Here is a 24,777-nt window from a genome sequence, read left to right on the forward strand (position 1 = left end):
GCAAATAGCAAAAGAGCTAGGCTCTGTGTACAAAATGTTAGCAGGTCAAATTAATTGAGGACGGGGATTTGTGACTAAAGTTCATGCACTTGTTGACGTACTGGGAAACCCATTCAAATTTATTTTGACCTCAGGCTAGAGGAACAAAATTACTCAGTTGACTAAAAATGTCTCTAGCTACACTATATGGCTTCTTTAAAATTTTGTTTACAGAGCCTAGAAAGAAAGCTGAGGAAAAGTAGAGGTTACCTTTACATATGAACTACATCTCAACCTGATATTGTCGTTCCTAATATGTTGGATTTCTTGCATAACTCGAATTCAAAAGTTGATGTCATTCCAGCGCGTGACACTGGAATCCAGATATTGGGTTCCAGCTGGGATGACACCTGTTTATGCAAGAAATCTATTGAAAATTGAGTTAAACTAAAAATTCAGTTTGACACACTTTTGTTAAACATTTTTGGGACGTTAAAATAAACAGATAAATAATTTTCTCTTAAGCTACTTCAACACTTTCATCATGGGTTAAAAGCAACTCCACAAGCTCTTGATTATCAGTTACATAATCCAATGCTGTCTTTCCCTCATTATTTTTAGCGTTAACGTCAGCACCTTGTTCTACAAAATATCTTACCACATCAACTTTTTCCCTGATAGCAGCCCAATGCAATGGAGTATCACCATATCCGTTTTTGATATTAATATCAATTCCTTTATCAATCAGGTACTTTATTGCATCTAGTTTTGCAAACCTGATAGCCTCATGTAACATAGTTTTGCCATTGCTGTACTTAGCACTAACATCAATACCCATACCTTTTTCTTTTATAAGGTATTCTGCTATATCAAAACTTTCACTTTCAACAGCCCAGTACAACACAGTCCAGCCATAATTATCTTTAATACCAACACTAGCACCCTTATTTACAAGATATTTTACCATGTCTAACTCTCCACTCTTAGCAGCCCAGTACAATGGCGTTTGGTAAAAACAGTCCCTAGCGTCAATATTAGCACCTTCATTGATCAGGTATTTTGCTATGTCCAATTCCCCATTCCCAGCAGCTAAATGCAATGGAGCAATATCACAACCATTTTTAGCATTAACGATACCACTAAGCTTATTTTGATGTTTTCTCTTTATATATGCTAATAAGTTTTTAATAGCTTTATAATCACCATTTTCAACAAGCAAATGTAAATTAGTATCTTTGTAAAAATCATCAATCAACTTACCATGTTTACTCGCATATCCCCAAATAAATGCAACATGAATTTTATTATCTTTTGCTACATCACCAATGTTCACCAAATTTAGAGCTTTCCTAAGAACTTCTTCCTCTCTACCTTTCTCTTGCAATTTTAATCTTGTTACTTTCTGTACTGGACTATGGATATTTACTATCCCTTCCCTTAACTTAATCATTGAATATCGATTAAGTAGTTCAACAGCATTCCACAGCTTTTCTTTATCATCCGCTATTGACTTTGAAAAAATTTCTTTTATACGAATATCATCAGGAGCAAGATAGGCCATTATTTCAAAAATGTTTAATGCTTCAAAGCCATATTCCTCCTAAGAAACTCACTCAACTAACTCTTCTTGTTGAACTAATATGTAGCCAAATTCGCTCGCTTTTTTGATCAAATTTTTTACAATTCTATCTTTATAGCGTGTTTCATAGTATTCCATTCCTTTTTCTACATATTCCTGTCCGTATTTGAGCATACTATAAAATATGCATGCCATTTTTCTTGCAGTAGCTGTTATTGCTTTCGGTGCTCCTAGTCGTTTTTTCAATCTTCTGTAGTATGCACCCAACGCACTTTTACTCTTTCCTACAGAATGAGCAGCTATTCGCAAAGCATTTGCAGCACGGTTAATGACTTTACGTGTTCTTGTATTAAACACTTTTTCCCCTGTAACTTTATTAGCAGGACTGAGTCCCAACCACGACGAAAAGTGCTTTTCTGTTGGCCATTTGCTGTGGTTTATACCAACTTCTGAAATTATGGTTTGTATACTTAATACATCAAATCCAGGAATTTTAGTGAAATCCATACCAGTGATTCGGTGCAGTTCCTCATACAAAGCAAAGCTTGGCTTACTTTTGCTATTTTTATTCTTTTGCTTACTTAGCTGTTTGCTTTCACAAGACTTTGTTTCAAACGTTTTATAATAGGCTTCAATGTTTCTATCACATTCTGCTATTTTTTCTTGATAAATATTATATAGTTCAAATTCTTGCTTTAGCGTGAATAAGTGTTCTTCTCTATAGTCACCAGCTAACGCTTTTGCAATAGTAGACTGATCATTTTTCATTCGCACGTCCCTGAATTCTGCTAATTTTTCAGAATCTCTTTCGCCTTCAATTATAGCTTCAATGATTTTCATACCAGTTATCCCAGTAATATGACTAATAACCTTGTGTAATTGTATATTCATTTGAATTAATGCCTTCTGCATACGTAGAATATGCGTAGATGCACTTTCAGTGAGATTTCTGCGCTGCCGCACGTAACTGCGCAATACACACATCTGATTATCTGGCCTAAACGATCCATGAAGCAGTCCGTAGCTATGCAGTTGTTGGAGCCATTGGCAATCTTGAACGTCAGACTTCCTACCAGGTACATTCTTTACATGCCGTGCATTTACCAATCTTACCTCGAATTTATATGACTCAAGTATTTGAAATAAAGGAATCCAGTATACTCCTGTTGATTCCATAGCTACTGTTGTAACTTTACACTTTTTCAACCACTGTGCTAAGTTATGAAGGTCTTCAGTAAAGCAGCCAAATTTCTGAACGCGTTGTTCATCTCCTCCTTCAGGTACACACACATAGTGTACAGCTGAACCAATGTCTATTCCTGCTGCATTAGGATTCACTATTTCTAATTTACTTTTTGCTTTTTTCATGGTAACTCCTACATATAATTTGTTACAGGGAAACGCTTCAGCTTGGAACGGTTGATAGTACAATCTCCTAACCGAGGTAGTCTAAATGACTCCATCAATGATTTGACCGTTCCTTCCAAGACCATGCTTGCATACGGGCACTTAGGCACCATTGAAAATGTCGATCATAACTGCAGAGGCGCTCCCTCTACAATTATACTTGAAAATTACTAAAAACTTAAATTTGTGTGTTTCTTTCTGATTTGACAGATTTTGTCTGTTCGATGCTTGCATATATATGTCATCGTGACATTCCAAGTTGTCAAAACTGTTTTAGTATAACGATCTTCATTTTCATAAATTCCTTTCTTAAGCAATTCTCCTGCATTTTGTTGATACTCTTTTAAGTAATCACTTATTTTAAACCTCTTATCACCTCTTAATCTCGATTCCTCATTTCGATCTTGGATATATACAACTGCTTGTCCTAAAGCTAATGGAAAATATTGTAATTCTCTTGTTAGCTCTTCTATTTCCCTATCCTGTAAATTATTCTCTATGTTCAAAGCTTTTCTAACAAATTCTAAAGCTTCTACTTCACCAAACTTATCTAATTGTATTACTTTTATATCACTTTCTCCTCTCACATTCCACTTACAGTCACGAGAAGTAATTAAAATGTAAGGTTTTTTATGTCTAGGGTGTAAAGATGAAGGTAAAAATCTTTTAATGTTTTCATATCCCTCAGCATTATCAAAAATGAATAGGCTTTTTCCTTTCCTTCTTGCAAAGAAAGCATATATTTCTCTAACAATATTTTCTATCGTCTTGTCCCTTTCGTACCTATCTTTGGTAGAAATGCCTAATCTATCATCCTTAACTAACCCCAAGAAAGAATTTTTCATAGTTTCAACGCTTTCAGCATTTATCCAGATAACGTTAGCATAATAATCCTTTCCATATGTGTAAGCATATTGCCTAGCGAATTCACTCTTACCTATCCCCCCAAGACCACTAATAGTAGCAACCTGAGATATAATTGCTGGCCTGACCGTACTCCTTTGTAGTGCATCATGTAAGGCTTTTAATTCACTATTTCTTCCAGTAAAAAATGCAACTGGCTCTATTATTTTAAACCAAATAGGCTCCTCTACCCGCTTGTTATCCTGTGTCGTTACAGCCACATATATTTTATGTAGTGTTTTACTATCCTTGTGTTGTTGTTCTATTACTTTATCAATTCTTTCATTATTTTCTTTTACTCCTTGTTCTATCTTACCTAAAGTACTAGCCCACAGCTCAACTTCTCGAAAAAGTTCTTCTCCTTCTTTGTACGAAAGAGGACGCGCTTTTATATCTTTTACCCAGTCTGATATTTTTTTTAGAAGATTATTACAAAAGATTTGATTGTCACCAATATAGTCGAACTTTTTGTTCAACCTACTACTCAACTTACCTAGCAATAATTTTCTTAGCTGAGCTTCATGGGGTAAGTTAACGACGAACACCAGTTCATTTAAAAAGTCCTCTATCTCTTTATTGCTGACTTCCTTGCCTATCTCACGCTTTATAAAATCCATATTTTGTTTCAAGTATTGAGCAACACTACCACCTGAATCACTAATTCTATATCTTGCACTATCACCTATATCCAGAAACTCATCTTTTGTGTCTATCCTTACAAATGAAAGTTCTTTTCCTTTATTTTCTCCACTTAACATTGCTCTTAGGTTTCTTACTTCGTGTTGTATTGAATATGGTGAATCAAGATCCATATTCGTAGCAAAAAGAAAATGCTTTATTCCATCACTAAACTTTGCACTATTTTTGATTTTTAAATAGGCAAGGAAAAGTTTTAAAATACTAAACTTACCACTTTTTGTTAATAAGCTACTTACACTGATTTTTTTAGTTCCATTTTGGTTGTGCTTAACTTGTATAAACTTATGTACTATATCTTTATTTTGCTCATGCCAAACAACAATGTCATCAAAACCTTGAGCTGACTCTAACTCTGTGTCTATGGAGAAAGAACATTCTTTACCCATCTTAGACATGAGAGATGTTATATCCATCTCATGCATTAGAGATATTACGATCAATAACTCTTGAAAGGCAATACCATGGTAAATGCGTTTGACACCCCAAGGAGAATCATCTTCTAGATACATTACCCCTGTTTTTACCCTAATCTTTCACTCAAAACCAAGTTTACGACATCAGGGCTGGCTTTTCCCTTGGTAAGTTTCATGACTTCGCCGACAAAGAATCCGTATAGTTTTGTTTTACCGCTTTTGTATTCTTGAACTTTATCTTGGTTGCTATTGATGATTGTGTCGATAACTTCTGCTATTTGACCTCTATCGGTTATTTGTTTTAGGTCCTGCTCTTCTATGATGAGAGATGCCGGTTTGCCAGTTTCAAACATAATATCAAAAACTTGCTTGCCGAGCTTAGCAGAGATCGTTCCATCAACGATAAAGTCAAGGAGCTCGGATAAAGCATCTGCTTTAATTGGAGAGCTAACAATATCAATATTTGTTTTATTTAAACGACCGAAAAGCTCGACGGTTAACCAGGTAACTGCAATCTTTGAATCATGCTTTTTTGCTAATTTTTCAAAATAATCGGCAATTTCTTTATCAGAAGTGATAACGTCTGCATCATATTCATTGATACCTAATTCCTCTATGTATCGAAGTTTTTTTTGATCTGGCAACTCGGGTAAAGATGATTTAATAGAATCAATTTTGTCTTGGCTTATTTCAACAGGTAGCAAATCAGGTTCAGGGAAATATCTATAGTCACTTGAATCTTCTTTGCTTCTCATCACTTTTGTTTTTCCTAAAGTGACATCAAACAATAAGGTATCTTGACTTATTTCTCCTCCGCTTTCCAAAATTTTGATCTGCCTTTGTGCTTCATAATCTATAGCTTGTACAATATAACGTATTGAATTTAAGTTTTTTATTTCACAACGAGTGCCAAATGTGCTACTACCCTTTGGGCGAACAGAAACATTTGCATCACAGCGAAGTGACCCCTTTTCCATATCACCATCACATGAACCGATGTAACGCAAAATCTGCCTCAATTTTTTCATGAATTCTGCAGCTTCTGCAGATGAACGAAGATCTGGCTCTGAAACAATTTCCATTAAAGCAACACCTGCACGATTTAAATCTACGTAAGTTTTGCTTTCTTCATGAATACTCTTTCCTGCATCTTGCTCTAAGTGAATTCTTGCGATTCTTATTTCTTTTTCATTATTATTGATAAACACTTTACCATTTTTAACTATCGGCTCAAAGAACTGGGTTATTTGGTAACCTTGTGGTAAATCGGGATAAAAATAATTTTTACGATCAAAGTAAGAGCACTTATTAATTTCTGCAGAAAGTGCAAGACCGGTACATATTGCTTGCTCTATGCAGAAATAATTTAATATTGGCAATGTACCTGGCATTGCTGCATCAACTAGAGAAACTTGAGTATTGTGCTCAGTGCCAAATTCCGTTAGTGAACTAGAAAATAGCTTTGTCTTAGAAGAAACCTGAGCGTGTACCTCAAGTCCAATTACTGTCTCCCAGTTTTCTTTTGTCATGTATTTTATTCAATTAATAACTTTATATTCTGCAAACTAGCACAAAAAGTCAAATAAAACTCATTTAACCTATGATCCAAGAGCGGTGTATATCAATAATATAAGAGTTACTACAGTTTCTATTGACTAGGCTGTTATATAATAAAGTTAAGTGCTGCCAAAAAATATCTATAGTAGGCCAAAACATAATTTTGATGGCAACTGATTAGCTAACAAATTTATAAACATCAGTATATAGTTCATCAATGCCTGGCTCTTTACTATTTTTAGCAAAATCTTCTGACTTTTTTACTAAATCTCGTATTTCCTTATCAATAGCTTTGCATTCTTCATCAGAAGCGATTTTATTGTCTGTTATATACTGCTTTAAGGTGCTTATAGGATCATGATTTTGCTTCATATCTTCAACTTCTTCTTTTGAGCGATAAGTAGCAGGATCTGACATCGAATGGCCACGATATCTATATGTCTTCATTTCAAGCAAGAGAGGTCCTTTTCCCCCACGTACGTGCTCAGCTATTTCACTTGTTAACTCATAGACAGAGAAAAAATCCATTCCATCAACTTGTTTTCCAGGAATACCAAAACTCTCTCCTCTTTTATATAGTTCAGTTACTAAAGTTGATCTTTGTACAGAAGTTCCCATTGCGTATTCGTTATTTTCTATGATATAAACCACAGGTAACTTCCACAAAGATGCCATATTAAATGATTCATATACTTGTCCTTGATTTGCAGCACCGTCACCAAAATATGTGAATACAACGTTATCTTTTTTCTTGTATTTATTAGCAAATGCTATTCCTGTGCCAATTGGGACTTGTGCACCTACTATTCCATGTCCACCAAAGAAATTTTTTTCAACATCAAATATGTGCATGGAGCCACCTTTGCCTTTTGAACACCCTGTTTCTTTGCCGGTTAGTTCTGCCATCACAACATTCGGATCAGAATTACATGCAAGCATTAAGCCATGGTCTCTATAGCTTGTGATAAAAGCATCACCAGATTTTGATGCAGCTTGAGTCCCAACTGCAACTGCTTCTTGCCCTATTGATAAGTGACAGAATCCGCCTATTAATCCCATTCCGTATAATTGTCCTGCTTTTTCCTCAAATCTGCGTATGAGAAGCATTTTTCTGTAGAATCCAATCACCTGTTCTTTAGTGAAATTTTCTGCTTTCATATTGACTTTCTTTTATTAAATTGAGATCATACCAGAAATTTTTAACATTTTATAATACTATCTATATGGACTACTATCACTGGCTTGAAGCTTTTCACGTTATCTCTGTAATTATGTGGGTGGCAGGTATGCTCTATTTGCCAAGGCTTTATGTTTACCATGCATCTGTAAAACCAGGGTCAGAAAATGACAGCTTACTTCAAATAATGGAGAAGAGACTCCTTAGATATATCATAAACCCTGCAATGCTTTTCTCCCTTAGTTTTGGAATTATGCTAATGATTATTAGGGAACCATATCACGAAGGGTGGTTTCATGTAAAAGCGCTAGCATTATTCTTAATGTTTGCTATTCATGTCCTACTTGCAAAGCATAGGAAAAATTTTGTAGTGGGCTTGAATAAGAAAACTCACGTTTATTTTCGTGTTTTAAACGAAGCAGTAACAGTGTTAATAATAATTATAGTTATTATGGTTATTGTAAAACCTTTTTGATTTTCTAGCCTAATGCTGAACCATTCAATAGAGTATAAGAATTGTTACTAAATAGTTTATTCTGATGTTCCATAGTCTAAGTAGAGTACTTAAGATATAGATTCTTTGTTTTTGTGTGTTATCCTGATTAACAAGAATTCGCAGTAGTATTATAATGAGTAAGTTAAAAAAGCTTAGTGCTGGACTTTCTTTGACAGGCCTGATTGGTAGTGATGATATAGATATGCAAAGGGCAGGAAATAGAAAGAAGAAATATCAATTTTTGGATAAGACGTTCGCATGGATTGATGCGATGATAAATTTTATTTTTAAACGTGAGAGTAATAACGCAAATGAAGTCCTAAAAGTCACATGGGGACCACTATTTTTTGGTTTAGTCGTGATATTCATCTTTTTTGGAATAGGTGGTATTTGGTCGGCTATAGCTCCAATTGACGGAGCAGTGCATGCAAGTGGAGAAGTTATTGTCTCTTCAAATAGAAAAATAGTGCAACACTTGGGTGGGGGAATAATAAGCAAAATTTTAGTAAAAGAAGGTCAAACAGTTAAAAAAGATGAGCCTTTAGTTTTATTAAGTGATGTTAACGAAAAGGCAAATTTGAGTATAATTAAAGAAAAACTCTTATCACTTTTGGCAACTGAAGCAAGACTTATTGCAATTAGGGGAGACTTAGATACGCTAGAATTTTCTGATGAGGTTAAAAGATTATCTAACGATGAACTTGTAAATAAAGCGATAAAGAATCAGGTAAAGTTGTTCAACTCTCAGAGAAAGAGTATATTAGGAAAAACTGACATACTGCAACAACGTATAAAGCAGTTAAATGATGAATTAGCAGGGCTAAATTTTCAACTAAATGCAGCCCATAAGCAATATGACTTGATAACTGAGGAGTTAGAAACAAAAAGACAATTACTTGATAGTGGACATATAAGCAAACCACACATTTTAGCTTTAGAAAAACAGTTTGCTGAAATTGAGGGTAGAGTTGGACATTACCGTTCTGCAATATCTCAAGTACAGCAAAAGATTGGAGAAAATGAGTTAGAGATTATAAATGTGAAGAATGATGCTCAAGAAAGAGCAAATGCTGAGCTTAAGGAAGTCAATACATCTATTGCAGACTTAAAAGAGAGGCTGATGGTTGCTGAAGATTCGTTAGCACGTACAATAATTAAATCACCTCAAGATGGTATAGTTACAGATATAAGATACCACACTGAAGGTGGTGTTATACAATCTGGAGTTCCAATCATGAGTATAGTACCATCAGATGATGATCTAATAATAGATGCTAAAGTTCTAACCAGAAACATAGAAGAGATACTGTCAGCAAAAAAGAAAGATAGCAATATAGTCTCTATCGACGGACTAGAAGGGCTAAAAGTTAAAGTAAGGCTGAGCGCTTATAGTGCACGTCGCTTAAGTTTAATTAACGGTATAGTAAACCATATTTCCCCTGATGCTCTTGATGATCCAAGGATGGGGCGTTATTATTCAGTGCGAGTGGTGATACCAAAATCAGAACTTGCTCAATTTAAAAACGTATACCTATATCCTGGTATGCCAGCAGAAGTATATATAGTTACTCAATCCCGCACTCTTTTATCGTTCTTGTTTACACCTATAATTGCAACATTCGATAGATCTTTCATAGAGAGATAATTTATTTTGCTTTTCTAAAAAATTTGTTTACAGAGTTTGATATGCAAAAAAATTTACACACAAGTAGTGTATTATTTTATAATTATTTTCTATAATATGTAAATCTTTGATTTAAGATGCAAATGCTAACGTAAACATTAAAGGTTAATTAGTAAACTCATCTGTATAATAGAATTAAAGGAATTAGTAAGATTTTTACCTCAATGAATTATAAATAGGCAAACTTACCTAAAGTTTAATAGTGTCTGTTACTGCTTTTAGGTGTGAGGCTAGAGGGTTATTAGCAATAACAGACACTATTAAACTTATTATAGAACTTCCTTAAAGTAAATACTTAACTTAAAATATTATAATATTTTAACTTAAAATAGATTCATGTAAATGCTTTTTCCTCAAGTTAGTATCGTATTAGTATATTTATTAAATGCTAAAAAAACATTAATCATCATTTACTTTTGATTCAATATTTAGCAAAACACTTGTGTACATTCTATAATCTCTGTTTGCATAGTAAGTGTATATATATTATTATACAGTTAGTTTTACAGCAAAAAATATGGTGAAGTTATTTGCATTATTGATAATGTTTTACTCAAACATATCAATTGCTTCTGCTCCTACTTCTTGGCAATTTGGATTTCCTGCGCCTGCAACTGAGATAATGGAGGCTGTAGTTAAGTCACATTCGTTTGTGATGAGTGTAATGATTGCAATTATGCTTTTTGTATGGGCCCTGCTTGCTTATGTAGTATTTCGCTTTCGTAAGGGCAAAGTGAAAAATGTCAGTAAAATAACTCATAATATCTTTGTAGAAATTATCTGGTTTGTTATACCAACGATTATTGTTGGGGTATTGGCTTTTAAAAATGCTGAATTAATTAAACTACAGGAGAAAGTGCCAAAAGCTGACATAACACTAAAAGTTATTGGTCATCAATGGTATTGGAGTTACCAGTACCCAGAATATCAAGGTATTTCATTTGACAGCTATATAAAAGGAAAAGAAGACTTTACCGAAAGAGATTTAAAACTATTCTCTGTTGATAATAACGTTATTTTACCTATCAATACTAATATTCGTTTACAAGTGACAGCAGGAGATGTAATACATAGCTGGGGAATACCGGCTTTTGGTATAAAAATTGATGCAATACCAGGTAGGCTGAATGAAGCATGTTTTAACGTTACAAAGCCCGGTATTTATTATGGGCAATGTTATGAACTATGTGGTCAAGGTCATGGATTTATGCCAATTGTTGTTGAAGCAGTGAGTAAAGAAGATTTTAATAAGTGGATTGAAGATAAAAAATTAGTAAGTTAAGTTTGGAGTATAGATATGAGTGATGTACCAAAAGGTATAAGACGTTGGCTGTTTTCTACTAATCACAAAGATATAGGGACACTATACATTATTTTTTCCATATTAGCTGGAATTATTGGTGGATTATTATCGGTAATTATTCGTACTCAGCTAATGCACATTAATATACTTAACAATAATTACCAGCTATATAACGTAATGATTACAGGGCATGCGGTAATAATGGTGTTTTTTATGATAATGCCAGCCTTAATGGGAGGATTTGGTAATTGGTTCGTACCTCTCATGATTGGTGCACCAGATATGGCATTTCCTCGTATGAATAATTTAAGTTTTTGGTTGTTAGTTTCATCTTTTATTTTGCTTATCCTCTCGGTATTTGCTGGCGAAGGTCCTGGAACAGGATGGACTTTATACCCACCTTTGTCGCAAATTATGTCCCACCCAAGTGCAGGAGTTGATCTTGCTATACTTGCACTTCATATTGCTGGTATGTCATCAATTGTTGGGGCGATCAACTTTATAGTTACCATATTCAATATGCGTGCAAAAGGTATGTCACTAACTAAGATACCACTATTTGTTTGGTCTATTTTACTCACGTCATTTATGTTAATTGTTGCCTTACCGGTACTTGCTGGTGCTATAACTATGCTGCTCACTGATCGTAATATAGGTACCTCCTTTTTTGATCCTGCTGGTGGTGGTGATCCTGTGTTATTTCAACATCTGTTTTGGTTTTTTGGTCATCCAGAAGTTTACATAATTATTTTTCCTGCATTTGGTATCATCAGTCAGATTGTGTCAACTTTTTCTCATAGGCCAGTATTTGGTTATATGGGAATGGTTTATGCCATGATAGGAATAGCAACGTTTGGCTTCATGGTTTGGGCTCACCATATGTTTACTGTTGGGCTTAGCGAGGATGCTGCTATATTTTTTAGCACTAGCACAATTTTCATTGGTGTTATAACTGGTGTAAAAGTCTTTAGTTGGATTGCAACTATGTGGGGTGGAGCGATTGAATTGAAGACACCAATGCTGTTTGCATTAGGTTTTATTTTCATGTTTGTTGGAGGTGGTATAACCGGAATAATTCTTTCTCACGGTGGAATAGATAAGCTTTTGCACGATACCTATTATGTCGTTGCTCACTTTCACTATGTCATGTCGCTTGCTGCATTATTTGGAGCTTTCGCCGGTTTTTATTATTGGATAGGCAAAATGTCAGGTAAGCAATATAACGAGTGTTTAGGAAAGATACACTTTTGGCTCACTTTTATTAGCACCAATGTCACTTTCTTACCCCAGCATTTCCTGGGATTAGCAGGTATGCCAAGGCGTATACCTGATTATCCCGACGCGTTTATCCCTTGGAATTATATATCCTCAATTGGCTCATATATGTCCTTTCTTTCAGTTATGTTTTTTGTATTTATAGTTATACATCTCTTTAAGTGGGGCAAAAAAACTGGAGATAATCCTTGGGAAGGTGACACTTTAGAATGGACGGTATCTTCACCACCACCTTTTCATACTTTTGAAAAACCACCAGTGATAAAATAGAATGTACACAAGTGTTTTGCTAAATGTTGAATCAACAATACTGGATTTTTGGCATTTGCTGAAGCCAAGGATAATGTACCTTGTAGTGTTTACTGCAATTGCTGGAATGGTTGCTGCACCAGGTAGCATTCATCCTTTCCTTGCACTAATATCTCTTATGTGCATTGCTCTTGGTTCAGGATCTGCAGGTGCAATAAATATGTGGTATGACAGAGATATAGACTTGCTTATGGAGAGAACAAAAAACCGCCCTATACCTTCAGGTAGAGTTTCTGCAGAAAGCGCGCTTGAATTTGGCATAACTCTTGGAATATTGTCAGTATTTATCATGGCAATAGCAGTGAACTATGTTTCTGCTGCTTTGCTTGCAATTAGCATATTATTTTATGTTTTTGTGTATACAATTTGGCTCAAAAGGCGTACTCCGCAGAATATTGTTATTGGTGGTGCAGCAGGTGCTTTTCCTCCAATGATTGGCTGGGCGGTTGTAACTGACTCTGTAAGCTGGGAAAGTTGTATTCTATTTTTAATAATTTTTATGTGGACTCCACCACATTTTTGGGCTCTATCCTTAAATAGATCTGAAGATTATACAAAAGCATCGATTCCAATGTTCAATATCGTTTATGGTCCAGAAAAAACGAGGAAATATATATTAATCTATAGCGTGTTACTCGTATTAACTAGCTTACTTCCAGCACTATTTTTGAAAAAGGCTCTATTTTACCTCAGTATGGCAATTATTGAAGGGTGTGTTTTTATTTGGTTTGCTGCATCCGTTATAAGGCTTAAGAGTCATAGCTCGCAGAAAAAAATGTTTTCTTATTCGATTTCTTATCTATTTTCTCTGTTTGCCAGCGTTATTTACTGCTCTATTGATTTGTTTTAACCATGAAAGAACATAAAAACTATCTTTTACTTTCTCTTCTAATAATGCTCGTTGTAGCACTTTTTTTTATTTCCATAATAAAATTTAAAGGTGCGGCTTAAATTGCCTCTATATCTATAAAAATTGTGATTTTATAGAAGCAACGATATACTTTATTAATTCACTACAGTTAAAGATGAAGAAAAAGGAAGTGACAATATACACAGATGGAGCATGCTCTGGTAACCCAGGGACAGGAGGGTGGGCAGCAATCATATTATTTCAAAATCATAGAAAGAACATCTGTGGTAGAGAAGAAAATACTACAAATAATAAAATGGAGTTAACAGCAGTGATCAATGGACTGAAGGTATTAAAATTTCCTTGTAATATCAGTTTGTATACGGATAGCCTCTATATTAAATACGGTATAACAGAATGGATAAATAAGTGGAAAATGAACGGCTGGAAGACAAGTAATAAGAAGTCAGTAAAAAATATAGAATTATGGAAAGAATTAGACGATGTTGCTTTGCAACATGAGATTAACTGGAAGTGGGTGAAAGCGCATAATGGTGATAAATACAATGAAGAAGCCGACAGCTTAGCAAGAAAAGCAATAATCGATGCTTAAAAAAATAGCTCTATCATTTTCTATAATTTTATTATTTATATTCTGCTTCTTTATCCCTTTTAAAGGGGAAGGTCCTTTAGAAATCAATATTAGTTATATTAATTTTTATATAAAGAAAAAAATATTAAAGATATTTACCAATTCGGATGTCAGCATGGAGAGTACCTCGGTTATTTGGCAGAAAGATGGCAAGCTAGTCATTACAGATTTAAAAATAACAAATCCTGACTTTACCATAGAAGTTCCTGAGCTTTTCGTACACTTTAAGTTAAGTTCCAAAAAGTTCTCTCAGGTTTTAGCTGGTAATGTACACATATATATCAAGAAGGAAGAGACCAGAGGAATAACAACATCTGTAATGACAGATAAGATGAGTAGTACAAAAAATCTGCTGAAGACAATAAGAAAAATTTTTTTCTACTTAAATGCAGACTCAAGGATTGAAATTACTAACATTGCTGTCAATAAAAGCACGGAAGGTGAATTCTTCATTGATAAAGTATATGTAGGAAAGGAGGAAAATTTTAATGTTTTGGATATTCGTGTTCATACAAAAGATAAAAAGGGGATTCTAGATGATTTATCTATTATGATAAAAAATCGCAATAATTTGTTAAATTTGTATGGAACATTTTATAACCTAAAGTTGGGGCTATTTAACGAGTTTTCCACACTAGTTAAAAGTTACAATTTGGACAAAGAAATAGGGTTCAAAGGGAACTTCTCAATGAGAATTAATGGAAAGGATGAAGTTATGGATGGAAACATATACGTGTTAAATACAGAGAGTCACTCAGGTAAAAACTTAGCCTTGACTAATGTAAATGTAAATTTGACATATAGTGATGAAATCATTAGCGTAAAAAACTTTCATTTTAAGTTAAATGATACTTACCTTTCTTTGATTGGCAAAATGAACTTTGGCACAAATCATGCTTTGCTTAGAGTTAATATTAGTAAACTTGTTGCAAAAGATTTATGTACTTATGTACCAGATGGTCTAGTGAACAATGAATTTAGAAAGTGGTATTGTAATAATATTGATGGGAATATTATAAATACAATTATAAGTTTTAACGGTAAAATCGATAGTTTAATAAATGATGATCTGTCAGGTATTGTAATTGTTGCTGATATAGAAAATGGCAGCGTTCAATTTGATGAGGATTTTGAACGAGTGGAGAAGTTGAACGGTGAGTTAACTCTCAAGGATAACAATCTCAAAATTATTGTAAATAGAGCTAAGTTTCAGAATTTTACTATCAATAGTGGTCATATTGAAATGAACTCTCTCAATAAAGAAGATTCTGTTCTTACCATTAATGGTCAGGCTGTAAGTGATGCTTATGGGTTATATGAGCCTATAAGATTTAAGCTGGATGATGTGGTAAAACTTGAAAGAGATAAAGTAGGTGGAATAGCAAAGTCTGTATTCAATTTTCGCATTTTTAATCTAAACTCTAGTGATAAAAAAGTAGATTTTTCGGCCAAATTTCATTCTGAAATTGATAATTTGGTGGTGTATAATGGAAGTTTTGGTAAGTATGATATTAAGCTCGATTTTGGGAGTGACTTTATAGATTTAAATGGCAGTGGTATGGTAAATAATACACAGCTTCTATTTGACCTCAAAAGTAGCAATAAAAATGAAAATTTTGTCTGGAGTTTGACTGGAGATTTACCTGCTCAAATACTTAATTTCGGTGATGGTTATATCAATGCAAATATAGAGTCAGTAATGTATCAAGACAAAACAGGGTACGTTAATGGTAATATAGATTTATCAGAGCTCGAGTTGCGTTCAAGCTACTTAGGGTGGAAAAACCATTTTGAAGATCACAATGAAGTTTTATTTTCTACAAGGCTAAAAGGAGTAGGTGAGTTGCTAATAGACAAACTAGACGTTGTAGGAAATGATCTAGACATAAAATTTAGCGGAAGAGTAGAAAATGGAAATCTATATTTAAATTCTAGCAACTTTAAATTACCTGATAATAATTTTAGTATAGAAATTGAATCAGGTAAGGAGAAAAATGCCATAACTATTCACGGTGAGAAAATCAACTTAAGTGATGTGTTAGGTTTACTTGGCAAAGATAGTAATCGATTAAATAACAAAATAGAAGTTACTATGAATGTTGATAATATAATTATGAAAGAAGGAATTATCATAAAAGATGCTAAGCTAAATGTAACTTGTGCTAAAGGTGATTGTAGTGGAAGTCAATTCACAGGACAGTTTTTAGAAGATAACAGTAATATACTAGTAGAACATAGTGAAATAGGGCTTGAAATATATTCGGATAATTCAGGTATGCTTTTGCGTTCTTTAGGTATTGGTAAATCAGTTAAAAATGGCAAATTATCTCTTTATCTATCTTCTAAGAGAGAAAATGGAGAACATTATGGTATGTTATCTATCAGCAATTTCTATATCAAAGATGCTCCACTGCTTACCACTTTATTATCAATGTCTTCACTGCCTGGTATTGTAAATGCTATAAAGAACGAAGGTGTACATTTTTATAAGTGTAATGCACCTTTTTCATATAAAGATGGCACTGTTGAAATTGAAGAATCTTGGCTTGAAGGAGCGGAACTAGGCATTAGCACTAGTGGTACGCTCGATATTAAGGGTTATAAATTCCAGGTTGAAGGACAAGTAATACCGGCATACTCAATTAACAAATCTTTGTTGAAAATCCCTATAATCGGAAAACTTCTGACTGGTGGGAAGAGTAGGGGGATTATTTCAATAGACTACAAAGCAAATGGTGATGATAAAAACAACAACGTATCTGTTAATCCTATCTCTTCGCTAACCCCAAGCTTACTTAAGAGGTTATTAGGAGTATTTGATCGTATTATGACAAAAACTAATAAAAGCATTTTAAAAGGTAGTTTGAAGAAGAAATTTAGCTCAATATGACCAGAAGAAAAGTTGTTTATTGATGTTTAGTTAGATGGTAAACGTTAGATACAACAAACAGAGGAAGTTAGATAAAATAATTAAGGGAACAAGAATATAAAGGTTTAACTTGAAGTAACCGGATAAAATCTGAGTTACACTTCCAAGTGCTGGTACCCACGAAAGCAATGCAACTGCACAAATCAGTAGGTGCCTTACAATTTTTGGTGTTTTGTCTTCATTCTCTAATTTGTGATGTGATCTTCTGATAAAAATTGTTATTCTACCTAAATACCAGTTAGCTATTCCACCAAGACTGGATCCTAATACTCCAAAAAGTAATATAAGTAGTTGATCGTAGTTTGACCTAAAGCATAACATAGTGTAAAGTACAAAACCTTGATGTATGGGTAAGATAAGCGATGATACTAGGCTATCTATAAATAATAGGAGATAATTTTCCATACCAAGTTGTTGTACCATCTTCGTTGTCAGAAATTGTAACCCCCATTTGTTTCAATTGCTCTCTTATTTTGTCTGCAGTATCATAATCTTTATTTTGTTTTGCTACTTTTCTTAAGTCTATCAACCTTTCTATTTCTTGATGACTCACACCACTTGCAAACCACTCTTGATAACTTGACTCAAGAATACCAATGAACCTTGCGCTTTTAACAAACTTCTTAGTTAATTTGAGCCTCTCACATTCATTACTTGTCTTATTGATTTCTGTAGCCATTTCATGCAATATGGCTACAGCTTCAGGAATGTTTAAATCGTTTTTCAAAGCCTCTATAAAATCTCTAGAGACTTCTGCATCACTTTCCTCAATACATGTACTACGTAATAACCGATAAAACTTGTTTAAAGTTTCTTGCGACTCAGAGATAACATTTTCTGTCCAATCAAGTGGTTTTCTGTAGTGAGTTTTAAGCAGCGCATAACGTATTACTTCACCCTTTATTCCACTATCTAACAAATCCCTTACTTTGACTATATTAAATAAGGATTTGCTCATTTTCTCTTCATTTACCGTAAGAAACCCGTTGTGTACCCAATATTTTGCAAACGTTGACTCAGCAAATGCAGATTTACTCTGTGCAATTTCATTCTCATGATGAGGAAATTGCAAGTCTATACCCCCACCGTGAATGTCAAAATCTTTGCCAAGGTAAGCATATGACATTGCTGAACATTCTATATGCCACCCTGGTCTTCCCTCTCCCCATGGACTATTCCAGTGACTTGAAAGTTTATAGTCAGTTTCGTTTGCAGGTTTCCAAAGTACGAAGTCTCCTGGGTGTTTTTTATTTTCACCAACTTCAACTCTACTACCGTAGTTTAATTCATCAATTTTTTTTCCTGATAAAACGCCGTATTCAGGGTAAGATTCTACACTAAAATATACATGTTTATTGGATTCATAAGCATGACCAGCTTGCAGCAAAGACTCAATTAACTTGATAATGTTATCTATGTTTTCCGTTGCTTTTGGTTCATATGTTGGTTCTGCACAATTTATGCTTTCCATGTCTTCATGAAAAGTTTTAGTGTAATATTTGCTAATGCTTTCTATATTACTATTTTTCTCATTTGCTGCATTGATTATCTTGTCATCGATGTCGGTTATATTACGCACATAAGTAACTTTGCCATAACAAAATTTCAGCAGTCGAAATAATACATCATAAACAACAACAGAACGTGCATTTCCTATATGTGCAGTATCATATACTGTTGGTCCGCAGACGTACATTTTTATATGATCTTTATCGATCGGTGTAAAGGGCTCTTTTTTTTTTGTTAAAGTGTTGTAAAGCTTAACCATATACAAAGCTTTTTAGAAAAGAAAATGCTCCAAATATAAGCTGTGGTCCTTTAACTATTACGACAAGAGTAAGTAATAACCCACACAATGATACTAATACTCCGATTATAGAGAGAAATCCATCTTTGCTCATGATACCCAGTGAAATGAGAGTTGTACCAATTGCAGGAATGAAGTTAGTTAAAGGAAGTGGGATTGCTATCGATAATGCACAAAGCAGCATTATAAATGCTAAAATATTTTCACCCGGACCACGAAAAATGAAAGACATTCTTGGTTTCATGAACTTTTCTATTTTTTTTAATGTAGGTGAAGTTTTCTCTACCACGAGAGCTAGTGTTGACCGTTGAAAAGATTTCCTTTCTAGCCAATTAGGCATCCAAGGAGAATCAAACCCAAATAGAAGCTGCAGTGAAAATAAGATTAAAGGTATAGAAAGAATGGTTGTATAGCCAGGTGGAACAGGTATAGGTACTGATAGCGGTAAAGAGAAGATGATTATTAAAATACCAAAACCACGCTCATGTAAAGCTGTTTTGATGTCGAACAATGTTACTTTATCACTATCGTTGTTATTGGTATCTGCAACCTCTTTTAGAATATCAGAGGCCAATTTTTTATCTTCAGTCAATTTCTCACTTTTTTCCACAGATACCCTTTAATAACAATATAACTTCTAACTAACATAGTTATTGCTATATTTCAATATCGATTATTCATTTCATGCTGTACTTCATTCTTTTATTAAAGTTTTGTAAAGCTTTTAAGAAGAGAAAGTGTTCCGGCTATAAGTTTTGGTCCTTTAACTATTACAATAAGGGTAACCAATAACGCACAGAATGAAACTAACACTCCTAACGTAGATAAAAATCCATCTTTACCCATAATGCCGAGTGAAATAAGAGTTATACTAATTGCAGGAAGGAAGTGAGTAAAAGGTAATGGAAGAGCTATTATTATTGCACAAAGCAACATCATAAAAGCTAGAATCTTTTCACCCGGACCACGAAAAATGAAAGACATTCTTGGTTTCATGAACTTTTCTATTTTTTTTAATGTAGGTGAAGTTTTCTCTACCACGAGAGCTAGTGTTGACCGTTGAAAAGATTTCCTTTCTAGCCAATTAGGCATCCAAGGAGAATCAAACCCAAATAGAAGCTGCAGTGAAAATAAGATTAAAGGTATAGAAAGAATGGTTGTATAGCCAGGTGGAACAGGTATAGGTACTGATAGCGGTAAAGAGAAGATGATTATTAAAATACCAAAACCACGCTCATGTAAAGCTGTTTTGATGTCGAACAATGTTACTTTATCACTATCGTTGTTATTGGTATCTGCAACCTCTTTTAGAATATCAGAGGCCAATTTTTTATCTTCAGTCAATTTCTCACTTTCTTCCACGATTAACCTTTAATAACATTCTAACTAACATAATTATTACTGTACTTCAATCATACCTCTTCAATTCTTTAGCCTTGTTTAAACAAATGACACGCACTTTAGTGCGTGTCACGAAACATAAGGAAGCTAACGATCTGGTTCACTAGATGATAGTTTCTCTGAATCCTTAAGTTCTTGTTTAAGGTTTTTAATGCCTTTGCCTAAATCACCCATAACTTGTGGTAACCTACCTGCACCAAACAGAACTAAGATTATTATTAAGACTAGAAACAGCTGCCATGGACCTAAACTCATTTGTACCTCCGTTGAAAATATTAACTTTTAGGTATTAAAACTTGACTGAAGCCAAGTGATACATAAATTATATCACTTTTATTGAATTATAAATCAAGAGTTTTTAATTATCTTATAATAGTTTTAGCCTAACATTAAGTTTAGTTTAGCTGTAGAGTAAAAGGAAGCTCACTAAAAAATTTTGCTAACGTATCATCTTTAGGTCTGTGGTATATGTAGCTAGGAACTCCTGATTGAATAATTTTACCATTTTTCATCACGTAAATAAAATCTGCAACTTTCAACGCTTCTTGCGGATCATGAGTTACCATGAGTACAGGAATATTTTTGCTTCTAAAAAGTGACAATATATGGTGCCTTATTCGATATTTGAGCAGTATATCTAAATTAGAAAATGGTTCATCGAGCAAAACAACATCAGGATTTTGCGCCATTACTCTTGCTATTGCAACTAATTGTTGCTGTCCTCCTGATAAAGCATGAGGGTACATGTTTTCATATTTTTCTATATTAAATAGCTTTAAGATTTCCAATGCAGTAAGGTATTTTTCTTTCTTAGAAGTACTGCAAATAGCAAAAGTTATATTTTCTATTACTGTTTTATGAGGAAATAATGCAGAATGCTGAAAAATCAATCCGATATTTCTACGCTCTATAGCAATTGACACTTTGTTACTTGCAACTAATTTATCATTTATAACAATGGTTCCAGATTTTGGATTTTCTATTCCTGCGATTAATTTTAGAATTGTTGACTTGCCACAGCCAGAATGACCTAGTAAACAGGCAACACTTCCTTTCTTCACTTGAATGTTGATGTTGCTTAAAGCAAAGCCATCTTGATTACTATAAAAGTAACTAATATTGTTAACTAGCATTAATCTTTCAATTGGAATCGTATTATTAAATATAACAGTATTACATTCAAGAAATACAGAAATATTTTTTATTATTGTGAATTAATTGTACAGGGTGCCTAGAAAAATGCGAGACTTTTTGCTATAATTTTGCATAAATAGCAGAAGACATGGGACTATAGCTCAGTAGGATAGAGCGTTGGATTCCTAATCCGAAGGCCGTGCGTTCGAATCGCACTAGTCCCACTTAATCTTAATAAAGTAGAAGAAACTAACACAGGTTTACAACACCGTTCTAGGAGTTAGAGTCCCAGTTTCTCAACTTACAGCGTTTGCATGCTTGGGTTTATATGCTCAACCTTATTTTCTTCCATTGCTCTATAACTTGGCAGTGTAGAATTTTTTACATGTAATCCAGTTACTATTACAACTAAAATAGCTAGGACACTGCAAACTAATACACCAGCTAAAGATGGAACCATCACAGCAGCAGCAACAAACAATCCTGCAATAACAACTCCAACAACATCACTCCTTAATGAGGCGTAAAAACTCTCCTTACTTTTTTTGTATTTAGTTTCTTTTTCATGTGGTGGAGAAAATTGAGCCTCTACAAAGCCGTTAGCTTTCTTATCATTATTTGGTGTGACAGTTGGGCCAGTCCTTGTTGATACAGGTGCTTCATTTTTGTTATTATTACCATTAGTACTAACAGGGAGCACTGTTGCTACAGGTCTACTAATAACATTTCTATTACTATTGGATACACTATTTGTTTCTATGTGGAATGTTTCTTGTTCCTTATTTGTTGCTGATCCATGCGGCACAATTATTTCTCGATCATTTTGTATCAGTGCTGTTGCTGCCACAGAATTCTTTTTTGAAGAAGCAGTGCAGAATGCATCATCCTTTAACTGTTGATATAATCTGTACAATTCACTTTCAGGATCTAGTTTTGATTGCTCTGCATTAACACTTTGCAGTAACGTGCTCAGAATCTCAGCATTGTCATCATCAGTGTAAGAGACAACAAAGCATAATATAGGTTTGTCTCCTTCAATTTTGCTAACGTAATACCTTCCTTCTTGACCGATTGCATTGATGATGGTCATTCCATTTTGTAAGAGAAATTTTATAACGTTCAAATTTTGATCTTTAATTGCATATTCTAGTACAGCATTTTTTTCACATTTGCTCTGAAGATTAATTCCCTTCCTTCTTAACCTTTTTTGCAAATCTTCAAAACTAGTAACTGTGCTATCCTGTTTTGTAACCCTATCTATATCAAGACACAGATTCCTAATGTCATCATTATTTAGCGTGAGACCAGTGCTTGTATTACTGACATTGGACTCCGCTCCATCAGGTGTGTTTTGCTTCTTGTTTATTGCTGATCTAAGCAGTGCAATTATTACACAGCTTGAGAGATATTTATTGTGATCAGAATTGCTGAAGTCGACTTTAAACTCAGAATCTATTTGAAGTTGTTCTCTGAGTGATAATTTCCCTTCTTCAATTATTTTTAGAAGATTTCTTATGTCATCTTCTGGTATACCTGTCATATACTTTAAAAGTAACTTAACTTTTGGTAGGTCGCCATCTACAGAGGCATTACTCAAAGCCTGAACTTTCTCTTCTCCAGTAAATCTTTTGTTATTCAAGAGTATCTTCATAACTTCAGTGCTCTCATTGTGAGGAGCTGTGTTAAGAACCTCTAGTATTTTCGTATGATCTATGTAATCTAAAAATATCTCAAACTCTTGAACTTTACCTTCATTAACGGCGGTCAACAAAGCATTCGATTTTCTTTCTTGATCAAATTTATCGCTATCCAAAAATATCTTTATAACGTTAGGTTTTTCACCTGACACAGCGTAATCTAATACAGTTTTAGAAGTAGTATCTCCAATATCAATTTTAATATTTGACTTTGCGAGCAATTCAACAATTTTTAGAAATGTATCATAATCATTTAAAATACTGCTTTTCCCTGAGCGGAGAATATCCATAAACAAATCACAAATCTTTGCATCTGTTGGACCACTTTGTTTTAGCTTCTCACCAAATTCCTGAGCAACTATATTAGGATTATCAGTTACAAATTTCTTTACATCTTCATAAGTTAAATTACCGATCATATTCAAATCTTACTATTATTGCTATACGCTTATTATATCAACTTTTTCATTATTCAGTCAAGTAATCTTGCAGTATCAAGTGGCATGATATATATTGATTTATGATTCTCGAGCAAATGATAGAAGATTTAGCCTATAAGTTAGTGAAAGTAACCGAAGCTGCAGCACTTGCTGCATATAAATTGGCAGGCCTTGGTAATGAAAAAAAGGCCGATCAGGTTGCAGTTGATGCAATGCGTACGGTGCTAAACTCAATGGAAATAAATGGTACAATTGTGATTGGGGAAGGGGAGAGGGACGAAGCACCGATGCTATATATCGGAGAAAAAGTTGGCACAGGAAGTGGCCCTGAGATTGACATCGCTGTTGATCCACTTGAAGGCACTACGATTTGCGCTCATTATAAACAAGGGGCAATGTCTGTTCTTGCTGCAACAAAAAAAGGTAATTTTTTACATGCACCTGATGTTTATATGGAAAAGATAGCAGTGGGAAAAAATCTCCCAGAGGGTGTAGTCTCACTAAAAAATAGGATTGAGAAGAATCTGGACAATTTAGCCAAGGCAAAAGGATGTAAAGCAAGTGATCTTATAGTAACTGTACTTAAACGTGAAAGACATGATGAATTAATAGCAAAAATTAGGAAGCTAGGAGCAAAAGTGAAATTAATAGATGATGGTGATGTTGCAGCCATAGTTTCGCTAATAAATGGCAATCACGATATGTATATCGGCACAGGAGGAGCTCCAGAAGGAGTGCTTGCAGCAGCAGCGCTAAGCTCAATCGGTGGGCAGATAGAAGGAAGATTAATATTTGACACGGATCAATTAAAAGAAAGAGCAAAAAATTTGAATATCACTGACCCAGAAAAAATCTACACCGTGAAAGACATGGCAAGAAGTGAATCAGTGTTCATTGCAACTGGAGTAACAAATGGAGAGTTTGTGGATGGAGTAAAGTTTGGCCAAGATATTTGTCTGACTAATTCATTAATAATATTGCCTGGTAAAGTAATAAAAATACAAACAAAATCAATATCTTAAACATTTGTTATATGCTAATTATAAAATTTTATAGAAGGAAGATACTTATAATTGTCTTAAAAAA

At 34.1% G+C, this 24,777-nt stretch carries 20 protein-coding genes and 1 tRNA gene; 9 read left to right on the forward strand and 12 right to left on the reverse strand.

Annotation, left to right across the window (positions count from 1 at the left end):
- Window positions 1-499: 499 nt before the first annotated feature.
- The 5 genes from ACICP1_RS01785 to pdhA form a co-directional block, all read right to left on the reverse strand.
- Window positions 500-1,540, reverse strand: coding sequence for an ankyrin repeat domain-containing protein (locus ACICP1_RS01785; RefSeq protein ID WP_395460975.1), 1,041 nt, complete (start codon window positions 1,538-1,540; stop codon window positions 500-502).
- 48 nt (window positions 1,541-1,588) lie between these two features.
- Complete coding sequence (locus ACICP1_RS01790) at window positions 1,589-2,926, reverse strand: IS110 family transposase (RefSeq protein ID WP_395460864.1); 1,338 nt, start codon at window positions 2,924-2,926, stop codon at window positions 1,589-1,591.
- A 209-nt stretch (window positions 2,927-3,135) separates the two neighbouring features.
- Window positions 3,136-5,076 carry an NB-ARC domain-containing protein gene (locus ACICP1_RS01795; RefSeq protein ID WP_395460976.1) on the reverse strand — a complete coding sequence of 647 codons (1,941 nt, stop codon included), beginning with the start codon at window positions 5,074-5,076 and terminating at the stop codon, window positions 3,136-3,138.
- Window positions 5,077-5,087: 11 nt separating this feature from the next.
- A complete protein-coding gene (gene gatB, locus ACICP1_RS01800) occupies window positions 5,088-6,509 on the reverse strand; it encodes an Asp-tRNA(Asn)/Glu-tRNA(Gln) amidotransferase subunit GatB (RefSeq protein WP_395460977.1) in 1,422 nt (473 codons plus the stop codon).
- Window positions 6,510-6,714: 205 nt separating this feature from the next.
- Window positions 6,715-7,695 (reverse strand): pyruvate dehydrogenase (acetyl-transferring) E1 component subunit alpha, encoded by a 981-nt coding sequence (gene pdhA / locus ACICP1_RS01805; protein WP_010401363.1) that lies wholly within the window; start codon window positions 7,693-7,695, stop codon window positions 6,715-6,717.
- Window positions 7,696-7,760: 65 nt separating this feature from the next.
- Between pdhA and hemJ the strand changes: the two genes are divergently transcribed.
- The 7 genes from hemJ to ACICP1_RS01840 all read left to right on the forward strand — a co-directional run bounded on the left by hemJ (window position 7,761) and on the right by ACICP1_RS01840 (window position 17,173).
- The gene (gene hemJ / locus ACICP1_RS01810) at window positions 7,761-8,189 is read left to right on the forward strand and encodes a protoporphyrinogen oxidase HemJ (protein ID WP_006013861.1); all 429 of its coding nucleotides are present in this window, start codon (window positions 7,761-7,763) and stop codon (window positions 8,187-8,189) included.
- Between the two features lie 154 nt (window positions 8,190-8,343).
- On the forward strand, window positions 8,344-9,855 hold the full coding sequence (locus ACICP1_RS01815; protein WP_264730728.1) for an HlyD family type I secretion periplasmic adaptor subunit: 1,512 nt from the start codon (window positions 8,344-8,346) through the stop codon (window positions 9,853-9,855).
- A gap of 556 nt (window positions 9,856-10,411) precedes the next feature.
- Entirely contained in the window at window positions 10,412-11,176 is a 765-nt protein-coding gene (gene coxB, locus ACICP1_RS01820; protein ID WP_395460978.1) for a cytochrome c oxidase subunit II, read from the forward strand.
- Window positions 11,177-11,191: 15 nt separating this feature from the next.
- Window positions 11,192-12,742, forward strand: coding sequence for a cytochrome c oxidase subunit I (ctaD, locus tag ACICP1_RS01825; protein WP_139686463.1), 1,551 nt, complete (start codon window positions 11,192-11,194; stop codon window positions 12,740-12,742).
- A 1-nt stretch (window position 12,743) separates the two neighbouring features.
- The gene (locus tag ACICP1_RS01830; protein WP_010401351.1) at window positions 12,744-13,631 is read left to right on the forward strand and encodes a heme o synthase; all 888 of its coding nucleotides are present in this window, start codon (window positions 12,744-12,746) and stop codon (window positions 13,629-13,631) included.
- 175 nt (window positions 13,632-13,806) lie between these two features.
- Window positions 13,807-14,244 (forward strand): ribonuclease HI, encoded by a 438-nt coding sequence (rnhA, locus tag ACICP1_RS01835; RefSeq protein ID WP_010401349.1) that lies wholly within the window; start codon window positions 13,807-13,809, stop codon window positions 14,242-14,244.
- Complete coding sequence (locus ACICP1_RS01840) at window positions 14,237-17,173, forward strand: AsmA-like C-terminal domain-containing protein (RefSeq protein WP_395460979.1); 2,937 nt, start codon at window positions 14,237-14,239, stop codon at window positions 17,171-17,173. Before rnhA ends, ACICP1_RS01840 begins: the two co-directional genes overlap by 8 nt.
- 30 nt (window positions 17,174-17,203) lie before the next feature.
- Here the strand turns inward: ACICP1_RS01840 and ACICP1_RS01845 are convergent, their stop codons facing one another.
- The 6 genes from ACICP1_RS01845 to ACICP1_RS01870 form a co-directional block, all read right to left on the reverse strand.
- Window positions 17,204-17,617: a YqaA family protein gene (locus ACICP1_RS01845; RefSeq protein ID WP_012481730.1), complete on the reverse strand. Its 414-nt coding sequence runs from the start codon at window positions 17,615-17,617 to the stop codon at window positions 17,204-17,206.
- Window positions 17,586-18,980: a cysteine--tRNA ligase gene (gene cysS / locus ACICP1_RS01850; protein ID WP_395460980.1), complete on the reverse strand. Its 1,395-nt coding sequence runs from the start codon at window positions 18,978-18,980 to the stop codon at window positions 17,586-17,588. Before cysS ends, ACICP1_RS01845 begins: the two co-directional genes overlap by 32 nt.
- Entirely contained in the window at window positions 18,973-19,629 is a 657-nt protein-coding gene (locus tag ACICP1_RS01855) for an exopolysaccharide biosynthesis protein (protein WP_395460981.1), read from the reverse strand. The genes cysS and ACICP1_RS01855 overlap by 8 nt, the downstream gene beginning before the upstream one ends.
- A gap of 95 nt (window positions 19,630-19,724) precedes the next feature.
- Window positions 19,725-20,381: an exopolysaccharide biosynthesis protein gene (locus tag ACICP1_RS01860; RefSeq protein WP_395460982.1), complete on the reverse strand. Its 657-nt coding sequence runs from the start codon at window positions 20,379-20,381 to the stop codon at window positions 19,725-19,727.
- Between the two features lie 126 nt (window positions 20,382-20,507).
- Window positions 20,508-20,675: a twin-arginine translocase TatA/TatE family subunit gene (locus ACICP1_RS01865; protein WP_265024981.1), complete on the reverse strand. Its 168-nt coding sequence runs from the start codon at window positions 20,673-20,675 to the stop codon at window positions 20,508-20,510.
- A 140-nt stretch (window positions 20,676-20,815) separates the two neighbouring features.
- Window positions 20,816-21,553 (reverse strand): ABC transporter ATP-binding protein, encoded by a 738-nt coding sequence (locus ACICP1_RS01870; RefSeq protein ID WP_007302769.1) that lies wholly within the window; start codon window positions 21,551-21,553, stop codon window positions 20,816-20,818.
- A gap of 151 nt (window positions 21,554-21,704) precedes the next feature.
- Between ACICP1_RS01870 and ACICP1_RS01875 the strand changes: the two genes are divergently transcribed.
- A tRNA-Arg gene (locus tag ACICP1_RS01875) sits at window positions 21,705-21,778 on the forward strand.
- A 77-nt stretch (window positions 21,779-21,855) separates the two neighbouring features.
- On the opposite strand, the gene ACICP1_RS01880 is transcribed toward ACICP1_RS01875, so the two are convergent.
- Complete coding sequence (locus ACICP1_RS01880; protein WP_395460983.1) at window positions 21,856-23,670, reverse strand: ankyrin repeat domain-containing protein; 1,815 nt, start codon at window positions 23,668-23,670, stop codon at window positions 21,856-21,858.
- A 119-nt stretch (window positions 23,671-23,789) separates the two neighbouring features.
- On the opposite strand from ACICP1_RS01880, the gene glpX reads away from it, so the two are divergent.
- Window positions 23,790-24,713, forward strand: coding sequence for a class II fructose-bisphosphatase (glpX, locus tag ACICP1_RS01885; protein WP_007302771.1), 924 nt, complete (start codon window positions 23,790-23,792; stop codon window positions 24,711-24,713).
- Window positions 24,714-24,777: the final 64 nt, after the last annotated feature.

Origin of the sequence: Wolbachia endosymbiont (group B) of Ablattaria laevigata (genome assembly GCF_964277395.1) — a bacterium.
GTDB lineage: Bacteria > Pseudomonadota > Alphaproteobacteria > Rickettsiales > Anaplasmataceae > Wolbachia.

Bases quoted from the DNA above. Each gene is read 5' to 3' on its own strand.
- ctaD (WP_139686463.1), top strand. From the start codon at position 11,192: ATGAGTGATGTACCAAAAGGTATAAGACGTTGGCTGTTTTCTACTAAT.
- rnhA (WP_010401349.1), top strand. From the start codon at position 13,807: ATGAAGAAAAAGGAAGTGACAATATACACAGATGGAGCATGCTCTGGT.
- gatB (WP_395460977.1), bottom strand. From the start codon at position 6,509: ATGACAAAAGAAAACTGGGAGACAGTAATTGGACTTGAGGTACACGCT.
- ACICP1_RS01830 (WP_010401351.1), top strand. From the start codon at position 12,744: ATGTACACAAGTGTTTTGCTAAATGTTGAATCAACAATACTGGATTTT.
- pdhA (WP_010401363.1), bottom strand. From the start codon at position 7,695: ATGAAAGCAGAAAATTTCACTAAAGAACAGGTGATTGGATTCTACAGA.
- coxB (WP_395460978.1), top strand. From the start codon at position 10,412: ATGGTGAAGTTATTTGCATTATTGATAATGTTTTACTCAAACATATCA.
- ACICP1_RS01815 (WP_264730728.1), top strand. From the start codon at position 8,344: ATGAGTAAGTTAAAAAAGCTTAGTGCTGGACTTTCTTTGACAGGCCTG.
- ACICP1_RS01790 (WP_395460864.1), bottom strand. From the start codon at position 2,926: ATGAAAAAAGCAAAAAGTAAATTAGAAATAGTGAATCCTAATGCAGCA.
- ACICP1_RS01840 (WP_395460979.1), top strand. From the start codon at position 14,237: ATGCTTAAAAAAATAGCTCTATCATTTTCTATAATTTTATTATTTATA.
- cysS (WP_395460980.1), bottom strand. From the start codon at position 18,980: ATGGTTAAGCTTTACAACACTTTAACAAAAAAAAAAGAGCCCTTTACA.
- ACICP1_RS01880 (WP_395460983.1), bottom strand. From the start codon at position 23,670: ATGATCGGTAATTTAACTTATGAAGATGTAAAGAAATTTGTAACTGAT.
- ACICP1_RS01845 (WP_012481730.1), bottom strand. From the start codon at position 17,617: ATGGAAAATTATCTCCTATTATTTATAGATAGCCTAGTATCATCGCTT.
- ACICP1_RS01785 (WP_395460975.1), bottom strand. From the start codon at position 1,540: ATGGCCTATCTTGCTCCTGATGATATTCGTATAAAAGAAATTTTTTCA.
- ACICP1_RS01870 (WP_007302769.1), bottom strand. From the start codon at position 21,553: ATGCTAGTTAACAATATTAGTTACTTTTATAGTAATCAAGATGGCTTT.
- hemJ (WP_006013861.1), top strand. From the start codon at position 7,761: ATGGACTACTATCACTGGCTTGAAGCTTTTCACGTTATCTCTGTAATT.
- ACICP1_RS01865 (WP_265024981.1), bottom strand. From the start codon at position 20,675: ATGAGTTTAGGTCCATGGCAGCTGTTTCTAGTCTTAATAATAATCTTA.
- ACICP1_RS01795 (WP_395460976.1), bottom strand. From the start codon at position 5,076: ATGTATCTAGAAGATGATTCTCCTTGGGGTGTCAAACGCATTTACCAT.